This window comes from Nonomuraea sp. NPDC050680 (assembly GCF_040654555.1).
Classification (GTDB): domain Bacteria; phylum Actinomycetota; class Actinomycetes; order Streptosporangiales; family Streptosporangiaceae; genus Nonomuraea.
This window is the reverse complement of the sequence record NZ_JBFAIF010000011.1, coordinates 102438-121432: the sequence shown is the minus strand read 5'-3', so window position 1 is coordinate 121432 and position 18995 is coordinate 102438. Positions and strand designations below refer to the sequence as shown.

The 18995-nt window shown below is 68.6% G+C and carries 18 protein-coding genes; 12 read left to right on the top strand and 6 right to left on the bottom strand.

Translation table 11 applies throughout. The features are described 5' to 3' along the window. Positions 1-11: 11 nt before the first annotated feature. From AB0H88_RS31545 to AB0H88_RS31525, 5 genes are all read left to right on the top strand, one after another. On the top strand, positions 12-1466 hold the full coding sequence (locus tag AB0H88_RS31545; protein WP_357650826.1) for a hypothetical protein: 1455 nt from the start codon (positions 12-14) through the stop codon (positions 1464-1466). A gap of 185 nt (positions 1467-1651) precedes the next feature. Next, a complete protein-coding gene (locus AB0H88_RS31540; RefSeq protein ID WP_357650824.1) occupies positions 1652-2335 on the top strand; it encodes a response regulator transcription factor in 684 nt (227 codons plus the stop codon). After that, a complete protein-coding gene (locus AB0H88_RS31535) occupies positions 2332-3507 on the top strand; it encodes an ATP-binding protein (protein ID WP_357650823.1) in 1176 nt (391 codons plus the stop codon). Before AB0H88_RS31540 ends, AB0H88_RS31535 begins: the two co-directional genes overlap by 4 nt. Before the next feature lie 97 nt (positions 3508-3604). Then, entirely contained in the window at positions 3605-4159 is a 555-nt protein-coding gene (locus tag AB0H88_RS31530; RefSeq protein WP_357650822.1) for a DUF2690 domain-containing protein, read from the top strand. Positions 4160-4332: 173 nt separating this feature from the next. Next, a complete protein-coding gene (locus AB0H88_RS31525) occupies positions 4333-5157 on the top strand; it encodes a hypothetical protein (RefSeq protein WP_357650820.1) in 825 nt (274 codons plus the stop codon). A gap of 71 nt (positions 5158-5228) precedes the next feature. Here the strand turns inward: AB0H88_RS31525 and AB0H88_RS31520 are convergent, their stop codons facing one another. Continuing rightward, on the bottom strand, positions 5229-5591 hold the full coding sequence (locus AB0H88_RS31520) for a helix-turn-helix domain-containing protein (RefSeq protein ID WP_357650818.1): 363 nt from the start codon (positions 5589-5591) through the stop codon (positions 5229-5231). A 180-nt stretch (positions 5592-5771) separates the two neighbouring features. On the opposite strand from AB0H88_RS31520, the gene AB0H88_RS31515 reads away from it, so the two are divergent. Continuing rightward, positions 5772-6071, top strand: a complete 300-nt coding sequence (locus AB0H88_RS31515; RefSeq protein ID WP_357651168.1) for a winged helix-turn-helix domain-containing protein — start codon at positions 5772-5774, stop codon at positions 6069-6071. Positions 6072-6131: 60 nt separating this feature from the next. Here the strand turns inward: AB0H88_RS31515 and AB0H88_RS31510 are convergent, their stop codons facing one another. Continuing rightward, a complete protein-coding gene (locus tag AB0H88_RS31510) occupies positions 6132-7016 on the bottom strand; it encodes a helix-turn-helix transcriptional regulator (protein WP_357650816.1) in 885 nt (294 codons plus the stop codon). Between the two features lie 132 nt (positions 7017-7148). On the opposite strand from AB0H88_RS31510, the gene AB0H88_RS31505 reads away from it, so the two are divergent. Both AB0H88_RS31505 and AB0H88_RS31500 read left to right on the top strand, forming a co-directional pair. Continuing rightward, complete coding sequence (locus tag AB0H88_RS31505; protein ID WP_357650814.1) at positions 7149-7745, top strand: short chain dehydrogenase; 597 nt, start codon at positions 7149-7151, stop codon at positions 7743-7745. A gap of 287 nt (positions 7746-8032) precedes the next feature. Further along, positions 8033-8536: an RICIN domain-containing protein gene (locus AB0H88_RS31500; protein WP_357650812.1), complete on the top strand. Its 504-nt coding sequence runs from the start codon at positions 8033-8035 to the stop codon at positions 8534-8536. 182 nt (positions 8537-8718) lie between these two features. On the opposite strand, the gene AB0H88_RS31495 is transcribed toward AB0H88_RS31500, so the two are convergent. Continuing rightward, the gene (locus tag AB0H88_RS31495) at positions 8719-9588 is read right to left on the bottom strand and encodes a hypothetical protein (protein ID WP_357650810.1); all 870 of its coding nucleotides are present in this window, start codon (positions 9586-9588) and stop codon (positions 8719-8721) included. Positions 9589-9890: 302 nt separating this feature from the next. On the opposite strand from AB0H88_RS31495, the gene AB0H88_RS31490 reads away from it, so the two are divergent. After that, complete coding sequence (locus AB0H88_RS31490) at positions 9891-12728, top strand: DUF11 domain-containing protein (RefSeq protein WP_357650808.1); 2838 nt, start codon at positions 9891-9893, stop codon at positions 12726-12728. A 54-nt stretch (positions 12729-12782) separates the two neighbouring features. Here AB0H88_RS31490 and AB0H88_RS31485 read toward each other — a convergent pair whose 3' ends face one another. Continuing rightward, entirely contained in the window at positions 12783-13535 is a 753-nt protein-coding gene (locus tag AB0H88_RS31485; protein WP_357650806.1) for a TetR/AcrR family transcriptional regulator C-terminal domain-containing protein, read from the bottom strand. A gap of 94 nt (positions 13536-13629) precedes the next feature. On the opposite strand from AB0H88_RS31485, the gene AB0H88_RS31480 reads away from it, so the two are divergent. After that, positions 13630-14115 carry an SRPBCC family protein gene (locus tag AB0H88_RS31480; RefSeq protein WP_357650804.1) on the top strand — a complete coding sequence of 162 codons (486 nt, stop codon included), beginning with the start codon at positions 13630-13632 and terminating at the stop codon, positions 14113-14115. Between the two features lie 32 nt (positions 14116-14147). Further along, a complete protein-coding gene (locus AB0H88_RS31475; RefSeq protein WP_357650802.1) occupies positions 14148-14795 on the top strand; it encodes a maleylpyruvate isomerase family mycothiol-dependent enzyme in 648 nt (215 codons plus the stop codon). Positions 14796-14897: 102 nt separating this feature from the next. On the opposite strand, the gene guaA is transcribed toward AB0H88_RS31475, so the two are convergent. Beyond that, positions 14898-16445: a glutamine-hydrolyzing GMP synthase gene (gene guaA, locus AB0H88_RS31470; protein ID WP_357650800.1), complete on the bottom strand. Its 1548-nt coding sequence runs from the start codon at positions 16443-16445 to the stop codon at positions 14898-14900. Positions 16446-16568: 123 nt separating this feature from the next. Further along, entirely contained in the window at positions 16569-18062 is a 1494-nt protein-coding gene (locus AB0H88_RS31465) for a DUF885 family protein (protein ID WP_357650798.1), read from the bottom strand. Between the two features lie 162 nt (positions 18063-18224). On the opposite strand from AB0H88_RS31465, the gene AB0H88_RS31460 reads away from it, so the two are divergent. Beyond that, on the top strand, positions 18225-18971 hold the full coding sequence (locus tag AB0H88_RS31460; protein ID WP_357650796.1) for an N-acetyltransferase: 747 nt from the start codon (positions 18225-18227) through the stop codon (positions 18969-18971). Positions 18972-18995: the final 24 nt, after the last annotated feature.

Genomic DNA, 18995 nt, shown 5'->3' with positions numbered 1-18995 from the left:
GATCGGGAGCTATGCAGATCGAAATCGCCAAGCGCCGGCGATGGGTGCCACTCGGGACGTTCGTCGCTATTCAGGCCGTACTCGCCTGTTGGTGGGCGGCGTTCTATCCCGGGCTGTTCAGCCGCGATTCAGTCCTCTACCTGAGTCACACCCTCGTCGGTCCTTGGGTGGGCGACCATTCGGTTCTCTACGACTCGCTGCTGTGGCTCAGCTTCAGGACCACCGGTGACCTCGGCGCGGTCACGTTCCTGCAGACCACGGCCATGGCGGCGGCGCTCACCTATCTGACGGAAGCGCTCAAGAACCTCGGCGCGCCGCGCAGGTCGACGACGGTGGTGGCCGTACTCCTGCCGCTGGTGCCCACGGCGGGCGCGTTCACGGTCACGCTCTGGAAGGACGTGCCGTTCACGATCTGCGCGGTGGCGATCGCGGCCGCCTGCGCCGCGATGGCCGCCGACCGTACCGTCACCTATCGCAGGCTGCTCGGGCTGGGCCTGCTGATGACCGCGCTGGGGCTGTTCCGGGCGAACGGCTTCCTCATCGTGGGCATCGCCATCGTCGTGCTGCTCGTGGTCGTCTCGGCCATGCGCGTACGGCTGGCGCTGGTCGGCACGGTGGCGGCGGCCATCCCACTGCTGCTCAACAACCTGCTGTTCCCCCAGTTCGGCATCGCGGCCCCGTCGAAGACGTACATCTACCACACGGCCTTCGGCGACATCGCCGTCGCGTATCGGGACCATCCAGAGCTGTTCACCGAGCAGGACAAGACCCTCATGACGGCCGTCGCGCCACTGACCAGGTGGACCGAGGGCGGCAACTGCTACACGATCAACCCGCTGATCTGGCGGCGTGACTTCAGCTGGCCGCAGGCCGACGCGCACGCCAGTGAGCTGCTGGACCTCTGGAAACGCCTGCTTCTCCAACAGCCGGCGATGGTGGTCGACACCAGGCTGTGCCGGGGCGCGATCGCCTGGAAGGTGTTCGGGGACGACACGGTCGAAGGCGGGCGCACCTACCGGTTCTCGCTGCGCCCGAACGCCGACACCTACGTGGGACCCAACAAGGTGCCCGACTTCCAGGGCCGGTGGGTCTACTCGCTCCGGCCGATGTCGCAGGGCCTCTACCAGGCGGCGAGCTCGTGGCTGGCCACCGCCGAGCAGCCGCAGTACGACTGGCTGCTGTGGCGGGGGGCGTTCTGGTGCTACCTGTCCTATCTGGCCGTGGCCCTGGGCGCGCTGGCGCAGCGCAACCGCTATGTGATCGCCGTGGCGGCGCCGGTGGTGGGCCAGCAGCTCGCCATCCTGGCCAACATCTCCGCCCAGGACTTCCGGTACATGGCCTCACCGATCCTCGTCGGCGTCCTGCTGGTCCCGCTGCTCATCGCCTCCATCGGCCGGCTCGCCCGGCGCCTGCCCCCTCGGGAACCGGCCTCGGCCTCGGCCGAGCATGTGGAGACGCCGGTTTAGCTCGTCAGCCGCAGTGACGGTCTCGGCCGCGCGCGAGCTGCCACTGGTGACCGGGGCGCATGCGGGCGGTGGATTGAGCCGCCTCTCCGGCGCGATCCTTCGCGCGCTCGATGATCTATAATGTGGATTTGTAGTAGTTTTGCGGGACTTGATACTTATCTCTGCTGCTACTCACCGTTGTTGGCATGCCTCTACGTTCACAGCCCGCCACGGAGCAAGACGTGATCCGGATCGCCGTGATCGACGACCACGAGCTGATCCGTCATGGGCTGGAGTACCTCCTTCACCGGTTCGAGGATCTGAAGGTGGTGCTGCGGGGCTCCTCGATCGGTGACCTGCACGCGTTCGACACCGATTACGACGTGCTGATCCTTGATCTGTACCTGGCCGACGACCAGCCGTGCGTAGCCGCGGTCAAGGAGTTGTCCACCGTCACCCGGGTCTTGATCGTGTCTGCCTCAGGACGGCCCGCCGATGTGCTGGCCGCGATCCGCTCCGGAGCCAACGGATACGTCACCAAGGACGCGCCGGCCGAACTCGTCGTCGACGCCGTCCGTACGGTGGCGGCGGGCGGCTTCTTCCTGTCGGCGGGGCTCGCCGACATCCTGCAGAGCGAACTGGACGACGGTGGGCGGCCGTCTGCGGACGCTGAGACCGAAGGCCATCCCCGGCTGTCGGCCAGGGAGGAGGAGACGCTCTCCTACATCGCGCAAGGCTTCACCCACGCCCAGGTGGGGCGCAGGATGGGCGTCAGCAAGGCCACCGTCGACACCTACGTCGAGCGAATCCGGGCCAAGCTCCAGGTCGGGAACAAGGCGCAGCTCACTCGCGCGGCGCTCAACCGCCTCGAACGCCGCGAGCGGCGATGAACGCCGGGCGACCACCGTCCTCGGCGGTCGCAGGCGTCGGGCGCAGCCGCGCCATCACCATGGTCGTCGTCCGAGTCGGGGCACTCGTGCTCGGCGGCTCGTTGGAAATCCTTGGCGACGGGCGATGGATGACGCTGGGTCCGCTGCCGTATCTGGTGGGCGCGCTGGTGCTCAGCAGCCTCGCCGTGTGCGTGCTGACCGCCGTGCGCGGCAGGCTCGCGCCGCCGGCGCTGCTCTGCGCGGATCTGGCCCTGGTGGTCGTCGCGGTCCCCGCAGCCGGTTGGTACGCGGGCCAACGGGTCACCGACGGCTGGCCTGGCACGGTCCTGCCGTACGTGCTGCTCGTCGGCATCATGATCGGCGTTTCGTTCCGCGCGTTCGCGACCGTGCTGGCCTGGACCACGGCACTGAGCGGTGCGCTGATCCTGGGCTACGTCGCCGCGAACGTGCCCTGGTGGGCCGCCCTGCCGCACGTCGCGGGCCTGGCCACGAACGCCACGATGGCCGCCTACGTCATGCGGATCCTCTTCAAGACCGCCCAGGACCTGGACCAGGCGAGGGCCGAGGAGCTCCGGCGCTCGGCTCAGCTCTCCCAGGAACGTGAGCGTGGCAGGACCGCCCGCGTTCTGCATGACCGGATCCTGCAGACCATGGAGGCGCTGACCCGCGACGGCTGGATCGCCGACACCGGGGTCAGAGCCCGGGTCGCGGCGGAGTCGCAGTGGCTGCGCGCCTATCTGCGCGGCGATGACCGGGATCCGGCCGACGACGTCGTCGCCGCGCTGGAGGAGGTGGTACGCCATGCCGTCGGCAGCGGCCTGCGCGTGGAGTTCAACGCGGGCCGTCTGCGCTCGGCGCCGGAACGGGAGGACATGCCGACCGAGATCGTGGAGGCGCTGAGCGGCATCCTGCGCGAGGCGCTGACGAATGTGCGCAAGCACGCGGGCGTCCAGCACGCGGTGGTCCGGGCGGAGTGCCGTTCGGGCACAGTGGCGCTGAGCGTACTCGACCAAGGCACCGGCTTCGACCCCGATGCGCCCACGACGGGGCTCGGCATCGTCCGCTCCATCGTCGACAGCGCCCGCGCGGTGGGCGGGCAGGCCGACATCGAGACGGCTCCCAACGAGGGGACACTGGTGTCGGTGCGGATCCCGCTCGCGCCCGGCGAATGACGTCCGGACAACGCACCACAAGCGCATGACAGACCCGGCCGGGCCGTTCGGTTCACAATCATCGTGCCGAACCAACGAGCACACTCGGAGGTACTGGATGCGACTGCACTGGACGCCGGCCATCCTGGCGGGACTGGCTCTGGCCCTGCTCCCATGGACGGGGGCGAGCGCGGTCACCGGCCCGCCGGACGGCCATGCCGCCGGCGGGGTCTGCTACGGCACGGCCTGCGACGGGAAGGACCCGGCGGACACAGGCTGCACCGAGAACTCCTACACCGTGCGATCCGGCGGAGTACTCGTCCGGGCCTACGCCTTCGGCGGCTACGTCGAGTTGCGGTACGGGCCTGGACAGCTCGTCGGCGGCCGGCGTACCTGCCAGGTCAACTGGGCCAGATTCGTCAAGCAGGGGCAGGGCGCTGACTACAACGTGTGGGTGCAGCGCAGGCCGGCCAGGGCGATCGCCGGCTCGGACAAACGGCTGACCCAGTACTCCGGCGGCGATGAGGGCACCGGGGTCATCTACTCCGATCAGGTCTACGCCGCCGATGTCCCGGCGATGGCCTGCGTCGAGCGGGCGCCGCTCGGGCGCACCGGGCCCGAGCGGGCAGCCCGTACCGCCGCGGACGCGCCCGTCTGCACGATCGCCATCTGACGCCCGTTCCGATCGGCCTCGAGAGGACAGCGATGCCCGCACGACCACCTACGGGCCCGCGCCCCGCGCCTGCGTCGTGGGCGGCCTGAATGCCACGGTCTCCCCGGCGAGCCCGGGCCTCTCATCAGCCTGCCCCGCGCGGCTGGCGCAAGATGATCGCAGGTGCCGTCACGGTGATCATCGCTGCCGTGACGGCCGCCCTCGCGCAGTGGACCACGGGCATCTTCGGTACGACAGGAGACCGGTTGCTCGGACTGGTCACCGGCAATGACCCGGTCACGGTGGCGGGCCGGCACGCTGCTCCATTGGGGCCACGGGCGGGCGGGAAGCAAGTCGCCGGCATGTGGAGGTTCGAAACGCCGAACTTCGCGATCGTCCCGACGCAAGGCACCGGCACCTCGTGCCTGGTGACCACCATGGTTCCCCGTCCCGCCGCGGAGATCTCACCACCGGAATGGACCGACGACTGGGAGCACAACCAGGCCGCGCTCGAAGCCTGGGCCGTCGCCAACCGGGCAGGAGACCCCGATACGACCCTTCTCCGGCTCACGGTCACCGCCAAACCCGGCAAGACAGTGGTATTGGAAGGCGCGCGAAGTATCTTTCTCACCCGTGCGCCCAAACCCCGGACCGGCACGCTCGTGCAGTTCCAGATCGGCAGCGGCTGCGGCGCACACGTCGATGTGCGCTCTTTCACCACCGATCTCGACGACGCAGCGGGGCTGTGGCGTCCGGCCAAAGTTGAGAAGAGCAATTTTCCCTACACGGTCAAAAACGACGAGCCGGAGATCCTCGAACTGACCGCGCGCACCAAGGCCTGCGATTGCGCCTGGCAGGTGGAACTCGCCTGGACTGATGGCGCGAACAAGGGCAAGACGATCGTCGATGCGGGCGATGGTCCGTTTCACACTTTGCCGGCCAAGGGCTATCCGAGGGCGGCCTGGGCGTACGACAAGGACACCGGCTGGCAGCTGGCCCCGGGTTGGGTGACCAGCTGAAGCGCCCCGTGGAGCAGACGAGACACCAAACCCGCTCCCCGGGACTCGATGAACCGCGAAGAGGCGGCCGGCTAACTCGCGGCCGCGTGGCGGGCGTCGTAGCGCTCGCGGGACTCTGCCACGGTCGCGCTGTGCCTGATCGACCAGTCGGTGAACGCCAGCATCGCCTCATGGAGCTCCAACGCCATGGGCGTGGCCGCGTACTCGACCATGGGTGGGACGGTGGCGTAGACCGTACGTTCGAGCAGGCCGTCACGTTCCAGAGCGCGCAGCGTCAGGGTGAGCATCCGGCGGCTGATGCCCTCGATGAGTCGTTCCAGGTCGGTGAACCTGACCGGCCCGTCCGACGCCGCCACGAGGATCTGGATCGCGTACTTCCCGGCGATCCGGTCGAGGACCTCGCGCGGCGTTACAGCGGTGTTCTTGTGAAGCATGTCGCTGATGGTCACACACCATGACCCACGGTTACAAGCCTCCGTCAAAGCCGCTTTACGCCAGCAGATCCGCCCGGCCTTGAGGCTTCGCCCGCGCAGTGGCAAGCGGAGATGACCTTCCGCTCCACCGTCGCCTAGCCTACGGCTCCTACGCGGTCATGGGAGCTCGCACCCGCCGCTATCGGGCCTGGCCGACGAGGAGCTTCCCCCAGAGCTTCTCGACCTCGCCAACCCCCAGATGGGCTGCGAGCGCCCTATCTCCAACTCGCGGACGCGCTACGCACCCGAATCGAGACGGGCGAATTCCCACCTGGCCGGAAAGTGCCCTCGCAGACAGAGCTGGAAGAGGCGACTGGCCTGTCGCGAAACACCGTGAAGAAGGCGCTCGACGTACTCAAGGGCGAGGGTCTCCTGATTACCGCACCTGGCCGTGGCCTGAGGGGATTTTTAGTTTGGCGTGGATCTAAAACATCAAACTAAAAATACGTTGTAGCTGCGTGCGCGCCCAGGCGGCACCATGGCGAGGCCGCGCCCTCGCCCTCAAAATGGCTGGTCGCACGCGGTTCGCGTACCTGCGACCGCGGTCAGGTCGGCGAGTAGCCGCAGGGCGGCCTCGGACGGCGAGCCCGGTTCGGCGTTGAAGACGGCCACGCGCTGCCCTTCGTCGTTCGGCAGGGCCATGAACTCGGCCATGAGCGCCATGGTGCCCACCATGGGGTGATGGTAGGTCCGCGTGTCGGTGCCGCAGTCGCCGACGGAATGCGCGGCCCACAGTTTCGCGAACTCCGGGCTCCCGACCGTCAGCTCACCTACGAGACCGGTCAGCCCCGGGGCACCGGGATAGCGGCCCGCGATCAGCCGCAGGTCGGCGACGGTGGAGCGCGCCTTACGCGTCCAGTCGCCGTACAGCTCGCGCATGTGGGGGTCCAGAAACAGCATGCGGGCGATGTTGGGGCGTTCTGCGGGCCGGTCCGGCGCGTCGAAGTCGAGGTGTCCGGCCAGCAGCGCGTGCGCCATCGGGTTCCACGCGAGCACGTCGAGGAAACGGCCCATGACCAGTGCGGGCACGTCCCCGAAAGAGTCGATCACGAGCTGTACGCCCGGCCGTACCTGCTCGGGCCTGACCGTCCGGCGCCGGGTCCTCGCCTTCGGCCGGGCCAGCGAGTAGAGGTGGGCGCGCTCGGCCTCGTCCAGAAGCAGCACGCGGGCGACGGCGTCGAGCACGGCGTCGGAGGCGTTGGGGCTCTGGCCCTGTTCGAGACGGGTGTAGTAGCCGGCACTCACCCCGGCGAGTTGAGCCAGCTCCTCACGCCGCAGGCCAGGCACCCGGCGGCGTCCCCCGAACGTGGGAAGTCCGGCGTCCTCGGGCTGCAGCCGTGCCCGCCTCGACCGCAAGAATTCGCCCAGTTCACCGTGTACGTCCATATATCCCAGTGTCGCGGACCAGCGGCCGTGGAGCCTGCACCTGCCAGGTGTACCCCCGGCGGAGGGCTGGCTGGGACGCACCGTCGGCCGCAGCCTGGTTTCCGGTCTGCTCCAGACGGAACGGGAGAAATAGTGAAGATCATTGTTATCGGCGCGACGGGGACCATCGGAAGTGCGGTCGCCGAGACCTTGGAGGCCCGCCACGAGGTGGTACGCGCGTCGCGCCGAGGCCCGGTTCGCGTGGACATGGCCGACGTCGCGTCGATCGACGCCCTGTTCTCGCAGGTCGGCCAGGTGGACGCGGTGGTGTGCTGCGCGGCGAGCGGCGGCCTGTCACCACTGGACACGCGCTCGGACGCGGACTTCTGGGGCGACGGGCTCGCAGGGAAGCTGGTCGGGCAGGTGAACCTGGTCCGGCGAGCGCTCACTCACGTACGGAATGGCGGATCCGTCACGCTCACCAGCGGACGGTTCGCGGAGCCCATCCCGGGCAGTTCGCTCGGTTACCTGGTCAACTCGGGCTTGGAGGCGTTCGTACACGCTGCCGCGATCGAGATGCCGCGAGGCGTCCGGCTGAACACCGTCAGTCCGGGCTGGGTGCGCGAAACCCTCCTCGCGCTGGGCATGGATGCCGCCGCTGGTACTCCGGCGGCTGACGTCGCGCGCATGTACGTGGACGCCGTGGAAGGCCCCACCCACGGCCGCACCCTCTTGGTGAACGCGTCGTGAGCGCGGATTTCTTTGATAGGCGTCGAAGCTGGTCGGCGCGATGAACATCAGCCATGCCGTTCGTCTCTGCACATCCGGAGTCTCGTAGGCACGGCCTGCGTCGGCATCCGCCTTTCGATGGCCGCTTCGGTACGCAGGCTGGCGTACGGACCCCGCTGATCCGTACGCCCACCGTTGAAGACCGCGGCTCCGCCGACCGCGACTTCCCTCTGGAAGCTCGTCAGATCCGAACAAACCGGGAATTGCGCGCGTCATAACGATCAACACCGCTCAGGAAGGTCATCGACATGGACGCCGCTCCCAAGAAGCTTTTCGCCGTCGCCACGACAGCCGCCATAGCGCTCTCCCTGGCCGCCGCCCCCGCCTCGGCGGCGAGCACGGCGAGCGGGGTGAGTACGGCGAGCAGGTCGCGTCTGATGAACGCCGCCACCGAGCTCTGCCTGGCCGTGGGCAAGAGTGAAGTGCGCGCGGGCAAGAAGGTCATCCAGTGGACCTGCTCCACCAACAAGGACCAGCAGTGGATCTACCGCAAGCGTAAGGTCGTCAACGCCAAGACCGGCATGTGCCTGGCGATCGCCCGCGGCGCCCAGGTCAAGGGCAAGTACGCGATCCAGTGGCCGTGCACCGACGGCGGGATCGAGCAGGAGTGGATCTACGACGAGCACCAGCGACTGCGGAACCGGGCCACCGACATGTGCCTGGCGGTCGGCAAGGGCGAACGCAAGCCGGGCAAGTGGATCATCCAGTGGACGTGCCGGGTCTCCGCCGACCAGGCCTGGCTGATGCGGTAGTACCGGGGCCGGCTTCTTGGCGGGACCCGGCGGCCGTACGCCGACGAAGCTGGCCGTCGAGCTTTTTGAGTTCGACGACCAGCTGGAGATGTACGAGCCCGCCGCCAAGCGCCGATCCTGTACGGCGACCGCCTGGTGGGCGAACTCGACGCCACCGCCGACCGCGGCGGCCCACCGACCTCTTAGTTCTTGCTCCAGATCGCCGCGTAGACGTTGTCCTCGACGTTCATCACGATGGGGTGGTAGCCCAGCCCCTTCATTTCGAGGGACTTGAGCTTGTAGGTCACGCTGGACAGCTGCAGGTACTCCTTCAGGCCGGTCGAGCTGGCCTTGCCCCACACGGTGGTGTAGAGCTTGCCGGGCTCGACGGCCATGGCAACAGGACTCAGACCCTGCTTCGCCCGCGCCAGGAGCTCCCTGCCGCGCTGCTCCACGGTCTGGCCGGTGGTCACTTGGAGGGTTCCCGTGACGGCCCCGGCAGCCCAAACGGCCGTGTAGAGCGGCTTCTCGGCCGTGCCATACACGTCCAGCGAGGCAATGTGGTAACCGGCGGTGCTGAGCTGAGCATTGACGGTCGCCAAGGTTTCCTTGGTGAGGTCGGTCTTGGACTGGAGCTTATTGGTGGTCTTCTCGAAGACCGCCGCGAAGATGGCGCCCGCGCCCGAACCCGTACCAGTGATCATGGTGGGCTGGAAGCCCAGCTTCTGCTGCTCGGTGATGCGCTTCGGCAGGTCGGTGACCGACAGGTCCTGCAGGACGTTCACCTTGCGGGTGGCGTCCTTGACCCATACGGAGGTGTACTCCGGGTTGGCCGCGTTGGTCACGCTCAACGCCGAGGGAACGTAGCCCGTCCCCAGCAACTGCTTGATGCGCTGCAGGTGCGCGTTCTCGGTGAGTCCCTGGAGGGAGAGCCAGTTCAGCGGCAGGTTCTGGACGGACTGGACGGTCTTGGCGGGCTGCTCGGCCATCGCCGGAGACGAGAGCGCCAGCAAGGGAGCCGTGACCGCCGCGAGAGCCGTGGTGACAGCGACGATTCTCGGAGTGTTCCTCATGGTCCTCCTTAGGTAAAGGTTGTCCCAAAACCAGGACAAGAAGCGACCATAACAGGGAATGAGCGAAACTTGACCATCTGTCACCAGGATCGTGACAACGATGTGTCAAGAAGGCGGGTGCCGAACGGCCTCAACCAGAGGAAGCTTCATGTTTTGGCCGGTCACCGTCGTGCCCAACCCACGCTGTCAGGTTTGCGAGGCTCGTGCGCGATTGGGGTGCCAGCTTGTGGCCTGGGCTTGTCTCATGTGCCTGAGTACTGCCTACTCATGCGGCTCACGCGGTGGCCGCTGATAGTGGCCGCATGCAGATCAAGCCAGCAATCCGCTACGCGGTCGCGCTGGTCGTGGCGCTGGCCGGGGTGTTCGTGACCTCGCCGCCGGCCAGGGCCGAGACGACGACCCAGCCGCTGACCTTACGCGTGCTCCTGGTGAACTGTGTGGACCCGTGCCGCAACGAGGGCCTGGAGGCCGCGGACGAGAGCGCTCCGGACTTCTACGCCGAGATCACCTTCGACGGGTTCGACACCTACACCACGCCCAGAGCGCCGGACGACCAGGTCCAGGTCGCGCCGAACTGGTCGCTGACCAAGCAGATCCCGACCACCAAGACCGAGCAGAAGATCAGCGTCCTGATCAAGGACCACGACGACACCAGCCCCGACGACTGGGGGGACGCCTCACCGCGCCCCGACGACCCGTACGCCCGCTTCACCGTGAACCTCATCCACGGCACCGTCACCGGCGACCTGACCTCCTCGACGGGCTGCGTCGCGGGCAACGGCGAGCCGGGCGGCGGGATCTTCGGGCCGGACCCGAAGCCCTCGGTCCAGGTCTGTGTGGACATCACGCCGTACCCCAGCGCGGACACCGACGGGGACGGGTTCACCGACTACGAGGAGTACCGGGGCCGGGACTTCAACAACGACAACGTGGTCGACCTGACGCTGCCGGGCGCGGACGCCGAGCGCAGGGACGTCTACGTCGAGGTGGACTGGATGCGGGGCGAGGACCCGCAGACGGGCGTGCTGCAGGACGTCGAGGGTGTCTTCAACAACGCGCCCGTGATCAACGATCAGCACCGGACGGGCATCGGACTGCACCTGCTGGCCGATGAGGCGGTGCCGTACGTCGCCACGCTGGAGTTCAACGACCATCCCACCGGCACCCTGGACGACTTCGACGACCTCAAGCTCGGCAACCCGGAGCGGGCGTGCGGTCCTACCGCCACCGGCCACTTCGGCACCGCGCAGGACAGGTCCAGCCCGCTGTGCAATGACATCATGCTGTTCAAGCGGCTGCACTTCCGGTACGGGATGTTCATCCACGCGCTGCCCACCTTCAACTCGGGAATGGCGGAGCTGGACGAGCGCGGCAGCAACGACTTCGTGGTGGCGGTGGACGGCCTCGGGACCTCGCTGATCAACACCCTCGGCGGCAGGAAGGTGGCCGAGGAGTCGACGTTCCTGCACGAGCTGGGCCACACGCTCGGCCTGGGGCACGGCGGCCGCTTCGACAACGGCGACCTCGACCTGCACAACTGCAAGCCCAACTACCTGAGCGTGATGAACTACCTGTACCAGTTCCCCGACGTCGACACCACGCGCCCGTTGAACCTGGCCACGGTCGCCACGGACACGCTGACGGAGAACGGCGGGCTCGACGAGCTCAGGTCGCCCGCGCTCGCTCATGCCGGCTCGCGGCTGATCATTCATGGCGTGGGCGGTAAGCCCGCCAACCACCCGGCGGACAAGGCCATCCATTGGGCAGGCGAGGACGGCTCCTACTCCGACCACGCCACCGAGGACGTCAACTTCATCCCCGTCTACGGCAAGGAATGCGCCACCGCCAGCCCCGGCGACACGCTGCTCAGCCACACCGATTGGGACCGGCTCCAGTTCAACTTCACCAGCAGCAGATACTTCTCCGAGGGCGCGCACGGTCAGGCCATCGACGAGCTCACCGCCGCCGACCTGGAGCGCGTGCATTCCATCGACCTGGCCGTGACCAAGACCGTGGACAAGAGCGACGCCCAGGCCGGCGACACGCTCACCTACACCGTGCGAGGCACGAACAAGTCCGCCAACGACGCCTCCTCGGTCACCCTCACCGACACGCCGCCGAGCGGCGCGCCGATCACGAGGTCCGTCGGCGCCCTGCCCGCCACCGAGACCTTCACCTACCAGGTCCCCTGTACGGCGGTGGACGGCAGCACGCTCACCAACTCCGTGCAGATCTCCGGCGTCAACGCCGGCGGCGAGCCCGAGGTCGAGGCGACCCTGGCCGACAACACCGCCACCGCCTCGACCACCGCCCACGCCCCGGTCCTGACCCTGTCGCAGACCGCGACGCCGTCGGCCGAGCCCGGGGAGGCGATCACGTACACATTGGCCTACCGCAACACCGGCAGCGCCCAGGCCACCGGCGCCACGCTGACCCAGACGCTGCCCGCCGGCCTGTACTACAGCCAGGCCCTGGACAAGGGCTCCGGCCCGCGCCCCGGAACGGTCACCCGCAACGCCGACGGCACCACCACGCTGACCTGGACCGTGGGCGCCCTCGCCCCGGACGCCACGGGCAGCGTCGCCATCACCGCCCGGCCGAGCCTGCTGACCCCGCCGGGGCCGCTCACCGTCCAGGCCGCCCTGCGGTACGGCGGGCAGAACGGCTGCGCGTTCACCCCCGCCACCGCCCAGGCCACCACCCAGGTCACCGAACCGGCTCCCACCAGGAACCCGCAGCTCAGCGCGGTCTGGGCGCTGCGCGGTGACCTTCGTACCCCTGAGGTGCTGGCCCGCGTCCAGGCGACGGACACCCGCTTCGACGGGGCCGACGGCACTACCCCGGACGGAGCGCTGTCCCAGGCGGAGGCCACGGCCGTCCTGACGCTGCCGGTTCTGCAGCCGCGCACGCTGCGTGCCGAACTGCTGGCCACCGCGCTCAACCTGGCCACTCACCGGATCAACGCCGGCACGGCCATCCGCACGATCACCATCGAACGGCTCGGCCTCCACACGGTCGCCGACGCCTACCGGTTCACGGCAGCCACCCTGGCGCTGCCCGTCCTGCCGAACACGATCCGCTACACCGACAACACACTGGCCCTGACCGAGATCAACTCCAACCTCGCCGAACGATATTGACCACCTCTCGCGGTGGCCCCGGCGCTTCGCCGGGGCCACACCCGCCGAACCGAGTCAGGCCAGATGGTCCATAGCGCGGCGGCGATCGATGAGCACCCCGATCCCGTCGAGAAGCCGGTCGAGCCCGAACTCGAATGCCTCCTCGCCCCAGAATCGGCCCTGGCGTGCGGCTTGCGCTGCGAGGCCGACGCGCGAGGACAAGGGGAAACGTCGTCGGTCGACCACCGGCATGAGAGTAGGCATGATCGCTTGCCACCATTGCGAATCATCGAGTCCGGTCGCGTCGCGTTCCCGCCGCAACATCGTCTCCATCCGCGTCATCCCCTCGACATGCAGGAGAAGCTGGGTCAGCACCTGATCCTTCTCGGCGTCTGCCAACGGTGTCGACTCCAGCGGAACGAGCTCGTGGTCACGCTTCTGCAATTCGCACGGTCCCATGAGAGACCGGACCACCTGTAGCTCATACAGCCACGGATGCGCCAGGCCGAGGTCACGGTTGGCGTGCGCGACCGCGGTCAACCCGCGACGCCAATCCAGGCCCTCTAGCTGTTCACCCCCGGGATACAGATCCCGATAGATCCGGTCCACAGCCAGCGCGACCAATTCCTCCTTGTTGCCGAACGTGTAGGTGGCCATCGTCCGGACACCCAGCCGAGCAGCCACCGCGCGCATCGACAGCCCCGCCGCACCGTGCTCGTCGAGGATGGCGATCGCCGCGGCGATGAAGTCCGCGATCGTCAGCCCTGTCCGGCCGACGGGCTTGTCATCCTCGCCCCACAGCAGAGCGAGGGTGCTGTCGAACCGCATGGCACTCAACCGCCTCTCTCAAAGATTCGTTGACACTACTAGAGACCATTCGATACGTTGTATCGGTACAGCGTATCAAATAAGAGGGAGTCTCATGCGGACAATCGACACCCGCGTCTACGAACTCGCATCCGCCGGAGCCGTGGACATGGCCGCACCAGCGATAGCCGGCGGCGCGATCGACATCGACGCACCGCGCGAAGTCGTGTGGGACGCACTGGCCCAGGTCGAGAACTGGCCTGGCATCCGCGCCGACGTCTCTGACGTGGAGCCTTCAGGGCCGACGGAGTCGGGCAGTTCGTTCACCTGGTCCGCCGGCGGCGCGCCGGTCACGTCGGCATTCGCTCTGGTCGAGCGTGCCTCCCGGCTCACCTGGGTCACGACCGCGCCTGGTTTCTCGATGGCCGCCGTCTACGAGTTCGATGACCTCGGTTTCGAACGCACACGTATTCGGTGCCAAGAGTCGATGGACGCCGCCGCCGTAGCGCCGCATATCGACCACGACGTCTTGGCGGGGCTCATCCGCTCCTGGCTCGAAGGCATCAAGGCCTTCGTCGAAACCCAGCCCGTCCCGCGGTGACCGCGCGGAAACGGAACATTGGAGAACAGCAGATGACCTCTGACGCGCCCCTCACGCCCGATCAGATGTGGCAGGCAGTCGCCGTCGAGCGAACGACATTGGTGCAGATGTTGGAGTCACTACCCGAACAAGACTGGGACCACAACTCGCTGTGCGCGGGCTGGCGAGTCCGCGACGTCGCGGCCCACTTGGTGCTGTCCACCAACGCCAACCTGGCCTGGATCCTTGCCAACGTGATCCGCGCCCGCGGCAACGTCAACCGAGCGATCCGCGACACCGCCATCCGTCACGCCGACCACACGACCACATCAGAACTCATCTCCACGCTGCGCGAGGGCATCCACCAACGCGTGACGCCGACCGGCTCGACCGTTGCCGATCGGTTGATGGATTTGGTGGTCCATGCGCAGGACATCGCGATGCCGCTGGGAATCCACCGCCATGTGCCCGCCGCGGCCGCCCGATCCGCACTCGACCGCATCTGGACAGGAGGTGGTTTCAAGGCTCACAAGAGCTTCAAATATCACCTTGTCGCCACCGATGCCAGATGGGAAGCCGGCGAGGGACCTCTGATCGAGGGCCCCGCCGTCTCGGTTCTGCTGCTGCTCAGCGGCCGCAACGCCGGGCGCGAACCTCTCTTCGGCGAGGGCGCGACACAACTGATCGCCCAAGGGATCTAGGAGCACGGCTGGTTTCGGTGCCCTGGCGCGCAGGGGCCCGCCGGGCAGGTAGTCGACCCGCAGGCGGATCAGGGTGCCCTGGGCCCGACTACCGCTGCGGCGTCACTCCCACTCGATGGTGCCCGGCGGCTTGCTCGTCACGTCGAGCACCACCCGGTTGACGTCGCGGACCTCGTTCGTGATCCGGGTGGAGATCCGGGACAGCACGTCATAAGGCACGCGCGACCAGTCGGCCGTCATCGCGTCCTCGGACGTCACCGGCCGCAGCACCACCGGGTGCCCGTACGTACGCCCATCCCCCTGTACGCCCACCGATCGCACGTCGGCCAGCAGCACCACCGGGCACTGCCAGATCTCCCGGTCGAGACCGGCGCGCGACAGCTCCTCGCGGGCGATCGCGTCGGCCTCGCGCAGCAGGTCGAGGCGCTCGCGGGTGACCTCGCCGACGATGCGGATGCCGAGGCCGGGGCCGGGGAACGGCTGGCGCCAGACCATCGCCGTCGGCAGGCCGAGCTCCTCGCCCGCCCGGCGCACCTCGTCCTTGAACAGGGTCCGCAGCGGCTCCACGAGCTTGAACTGCAGGTCCTCCGGCAGGCCGCCGACGTTGTGGTGCGACTTGATGTTGGCGGTGCCCGTGCCGCCGCCGGATTCGACCACGTCGGGGTAGAGCGTGCCCTGCACCAGGAAGTCGACGGGGCCGTCGGCCATGATGGCGCGCTGTTCGTCCTCGAAGACCCGGATGAACTCGCGGCCGATGATCTTGCGCTTCTCCTCGGGGTCGCTGACGCCTTCGAGGGCCTTGAGGAAGCGGTCGGCGGCGTCGACGACACGGAGCTTGACGCCCGTGGCGCGGACGAAGTCGCGCTCGACCTGCTCGGCCTCGCCCTTGCGGAGCAGGCCGTGGTCGACGAACACGCAGGTCAACCGGTCGCCGATGGCCCGCTGGACCATCGCGCCGGCCACCGCCGAGTCGACGCCGCCGGACAGCGCGCAGATCGCGCGGCCGTCGCCCACCTGCTGGCGGACCGCCTCGACGGCGTCTTCGACGATGTTGAGCATGGTCCAGGTCGGGCGGCAGCCCGCCGCGTCGAGGAAGTGCTTGAGCACCGTCTGGCCGTGCTCGGAGTGGAGCACCTCGGGGTGGAACTGCACGCCGTAGAGACCGCGCCCGGTGTCCTCGAAGGCGGCGACGGGCGTCTGCTGGGTCGAGGCGGTCACCGTGAAGCCCTCGGGGGCGGTGGCCACGCTGTCGCCGTGGGACATCCAGACCTTCTGCGCGGCGGGCAGCCCGGCGAAGATCACGCCCTCGCTGAGCACGTCGAGGTCGGTGCCGCCGTATTCGGCGACGCCCGTCTGGGCGACCTCGCCGCCCAGCGCCTGGGCCATGGCCTGGAAGCCGTAGCAGATGCCGAACGTCGGCACACCCGTCGAGAACAGCCCCTGGGGCACGGCGGGCGCGCCCTCGGCGTAGACCGAGGAGGGCCCGCCGGACAGGATGATCGCCTTCGGCTTCTTGGCCAGCATCTCCTCGACCGGCATCGTCGAGGGGACGATCTCGGAGAAGACGTGACACTCACGGACCCGCCTGGCTATCAGCTGCGCGTATTGCGCGCCGAAGTCGACGACGAGCACTGTGTCGAACTCAGACACCGAGAGAACCCCCCAAAGCGAATGCGGTGCTCCAAGTGTATCGGGGGGTGGCCCTAGCTAGAGGATGCTCCCCATCAGTCCCGAGGTGACCCTGGAGGATGCTCCTCAGTCCCGACATGACCCCTAGAGGATGCTTCCGATCAGCCCCAACGGCGGCGAGCCCAGGTCCAACAGGGCCTTGTGGAAGCGCTGCAGCGTGAAGCCCGTCCCCCATTCCTTGCGCGCCTGCTCGCGCAGGTCGAGGATGAGCAGCTTGCCCCAGGTGTAGCGGCCGTAGGTGGGGTCGAACGTGGCCCGCCTCGCCTCCGACAGCGCGGCCGGTCCGGCCAGGTGGGTGTCGGACTCGAAACGCCTGGCACCGTCCTCGACCGTCATCTGCCCGGTGTGTACGCCGATGGCGCAGGCCAGCCGGGTGACCCGGATCAGCGCCTCCACCCAGACCCCGATCTCGAAGCGCGGGTCCTGAGCCTCGAACCCCTCCTCCACACAGAGCTCCTCGGCATAGTGCGCCCAGCCCTCGGCGAACGCCATCGACTGCAGCAGCCGCCGCACGTCCGAGCCGGCCCGGCGCAGGGCGCGGGAGTGCGAGAAGTGCCCGGGAGCGACCTCGTGCACGTTGATCGCGGGCAGCGTGGTGTCGCTGAACACTTCCAGCCACTCCTCGGCGTCCTGCGCCGGCCAAGCGGGGTCGGGCGGCGTGATGTGGTACCAGGAGGGACCCTCCGGTTCGCCGGGAGAGTTCCACGACATCATCGCCATCCCCCAGCGGCGCGACGGAGGCGCCAGGCCGACCAGGCACTCGCCGTCGTGGTAGGGCACCAGGTCCTTCTCGCGGGTGAACGCGATGGCCTTCTCGGTGCCGATCCTGGCCGCCTCGATCACGCCGTCGGCGTCGGGGTGCTGCTTGACCAGCTCGCGTACGACGTCCAGCGGCGCCTCGTCCCGCCGCCCCAGCTTGGCGCAGGACTCGGTGAGCAGGGCCATGAGCCGGTCGCGCTCGGCGTCGGCGCGCTCGGCCAGCCTGCCGAGGTCGACGGGGAGCCCCTCGGTGGCGCCCATCAGCCGGGCCAGCGCGTCGCCGCCGAGCGACGCGTCGGGGTCGCCGACCGCCGCCGCCCGCTCGATGTGGGCGACCAGCAGGCCGTGCGCGTCGAGCGCGGCCTGGTCCGTGACACCGGCGGACAGTCCCTGTACGGGGGCGACCAGCGATCTCGCGACCGGCGCGCTGACCCGGTCGAGCGCGGCGATCGCGTGCGTCACCGCCTCCGGCCAGCGCGCCAGGTGCGCGGCCTTGGCGGCCTCGCGCTCGGCCTCAGGGGCGTAGTCGCGGTCGTAGCAGGCCAGGTCGAGGTTCGACAGGTGCGGCAGCGGATTGCTCCGGTGCAGCTCCAGCTCGCCGTACTGGGTACGCAGGCCGTCCTCGAAGACCCGGAGATGCGCCGAATCGTACGGGTCGGCGGGGTCGGCGCCCTCACCAAGCCGCGCCAGTCCGGCCTGTACGCCTTCCGGCGACAGATCCTGGATCTTGCCGTCGTACTCGTGCCTGCCGCCCGACTCGCGTGCGTCGGCCACGTTCAGATCCGTTATGGCGCGGAGCCTGGGGTCGAGTTCCGTCATGCCGCCGACGCTAGCGCACCGGAGTCCCATGGGATCCGGCCCATCGGCCGCCGTGAAGGGCCTCGCGCCGACCGTGATCCCGGCGGCACCGAGCATCAGCCTGTCCAGCGGCCGGTGGAAATGGGCTGAAGGAAGATCGCGACAGGTGTGACAATGAGCCGCATGTCCCTCCGGATCACCACGCTCGCCGAGCGTCCCGAGTTCGCGTCCGCGTTATGGGAGATGGATCACTCGTGGCGTGTCTTCATGTTCAACGACCCGATCGCCGACCTGTTCTATCCCGTCGCCGCGACGGACTACGCCGACTACGTGCTGGTGGCCGATGACGACGCCGAGCCCGGCCGGATGGTGGCCAGGGCCTGCATGATCCCCTTCCCGGCCAGGGACGACGGCGAGTTGCCCGACGACGGCTGGGACGGAGTGATCCGCCAAGGGTGGCTGGCTCGCAAGCTGGAGCGCCCCCTTGACGCCGTCTCCGCGCTGGAGATCACCGTCAGGAAGGACCTGCTGGGCTCAGGGGTGTCGCCGACGATGGTGGCCGGGATGCGGGACCACGCCGCGCGGCTGGGGTTCCGGGAGTTGGTGGCGCCGGTCCGGCCGAACCAGAAGCACCTCGAACCGCACACGCCGATGACGGAGTACGCCTTCAGGTCCCGGGACGACGGCCTGCCGCACGACGCCTGGCTGCGCGTGCACGTACGGGCCGGCGGGGAGATCGTCAAGGTCGCGCCGCGCTCGATGGTGGTGCCGGGCACGCTCGCCGAGTGGCGCGAGTGGACCGGCCTGCCGTTCGACCGGACCGGGCCGGTCGAGGTGCCCGGCGCGCTCAGCCCGGTGTACTGCGACGTCGCCCAGGACCACGCCGTCTACGTCGAGCCGAACGTCTGGGTCAGCCACCGGTTGAGCTGACGGGGGGCCGTCACACGACCGCCT

Coding starts and splice junctions, on each gene's coding strand:
- AB0H88_RS31460 (WP_357650796.1), top strand. CDS start 18,225: ATGTCCCTCCGGATCACCACGCTCGCCGAGCGTCCCGAGTTCGCGTCC.
- AB0H88_RS31535 (WP_357650823.1), top strand. CDS start 2,332: ATGAACGCCGGGCGACCACCGTCCTCGGCGGTCGCAGGCGTCGGGCGC.
- AB0H88_RS31485 (WP_357650806.1), bottom strand. CDS start 13,535: ATGCGGTTCGACAGCACCCTCGCTCTGCTGTGGGGCGAGGATGACAAG.
- AB0H88_RS31520 (WP_357650818.1), bottom strand. CDS start 5,591: ATGCTTCACAAGAACACCGCTGTAACGCCGCGCGAGGTCCTCGACCGG.
- AB0H88_RS31480 (WP_357650804.1), top strand. CDS start 13,630: ATGCGGACAATCGACACCCGCGTCTACGAACTCGCATCCGCCGGAGCC.
- AB0H88_RS31495 (WP_357650810.1), bottom strand. CDS start 9,588: ATGAGGAACACTCCGAGAATCGTCGCTGTCACCACGGCTCTCGCGGCG.
- AB0H88_RS31490 (WP_357650808.1), top strand. CDS start 9,891: ATGCAGATCAAGCCAGCAATCCGCTACGCGGTCGCGCTGGTCGTGGCG.
- AB0H88_RS31465 (WP_357650798.1), bottom strand. CDS start 18,062: ATGACGGAACTCGACCCCAGGCTCCGCGCCATAACGGATCTGAACGTG.
- AB0H88_RS31530 (WP_357650822.1), top strand. CDS start 3,605: ATGCGACTGCACTGGACGCCGGCCATCCTGGCGGGACTGGCTCTGGCC.
- AB0H88_RS31510 (WP_357650816.1), bottom strand. CDS start 7,016: ATGGACGTACACGGTGAACTGGGCGAATTCTTGCGGTCGAGGCGGGCA.
- AB0H88_RS31540 (WP_357650824.1), top strand. CDS start 1,652: ATGCCTCTACGTTCACAGCCCGCCACGGAGCAAGACGTGATCCGGATC.
- AB0H88_RS31475 (WP_357650802.1), top strand. CDS start 14,148: ATGACCTCTGACGCGCCCCTCACGCCCGATCAGATGTGGCAGGCAGTC.
- AB0H88_RS31545 (WP_357650826.1), top strand. CDS start 12: ATGCAGATCGAAATCGCCAAGCGCCGGCGATGGGTGCCACTCGGGACG.
- AB0H88_RS31500 (WP_357650812.1), top strand. CDS start 8,033: ATGGACGCCGCTCCCAAGAAGCTTTTCGCCGTCGCCACGACAGCCGCC.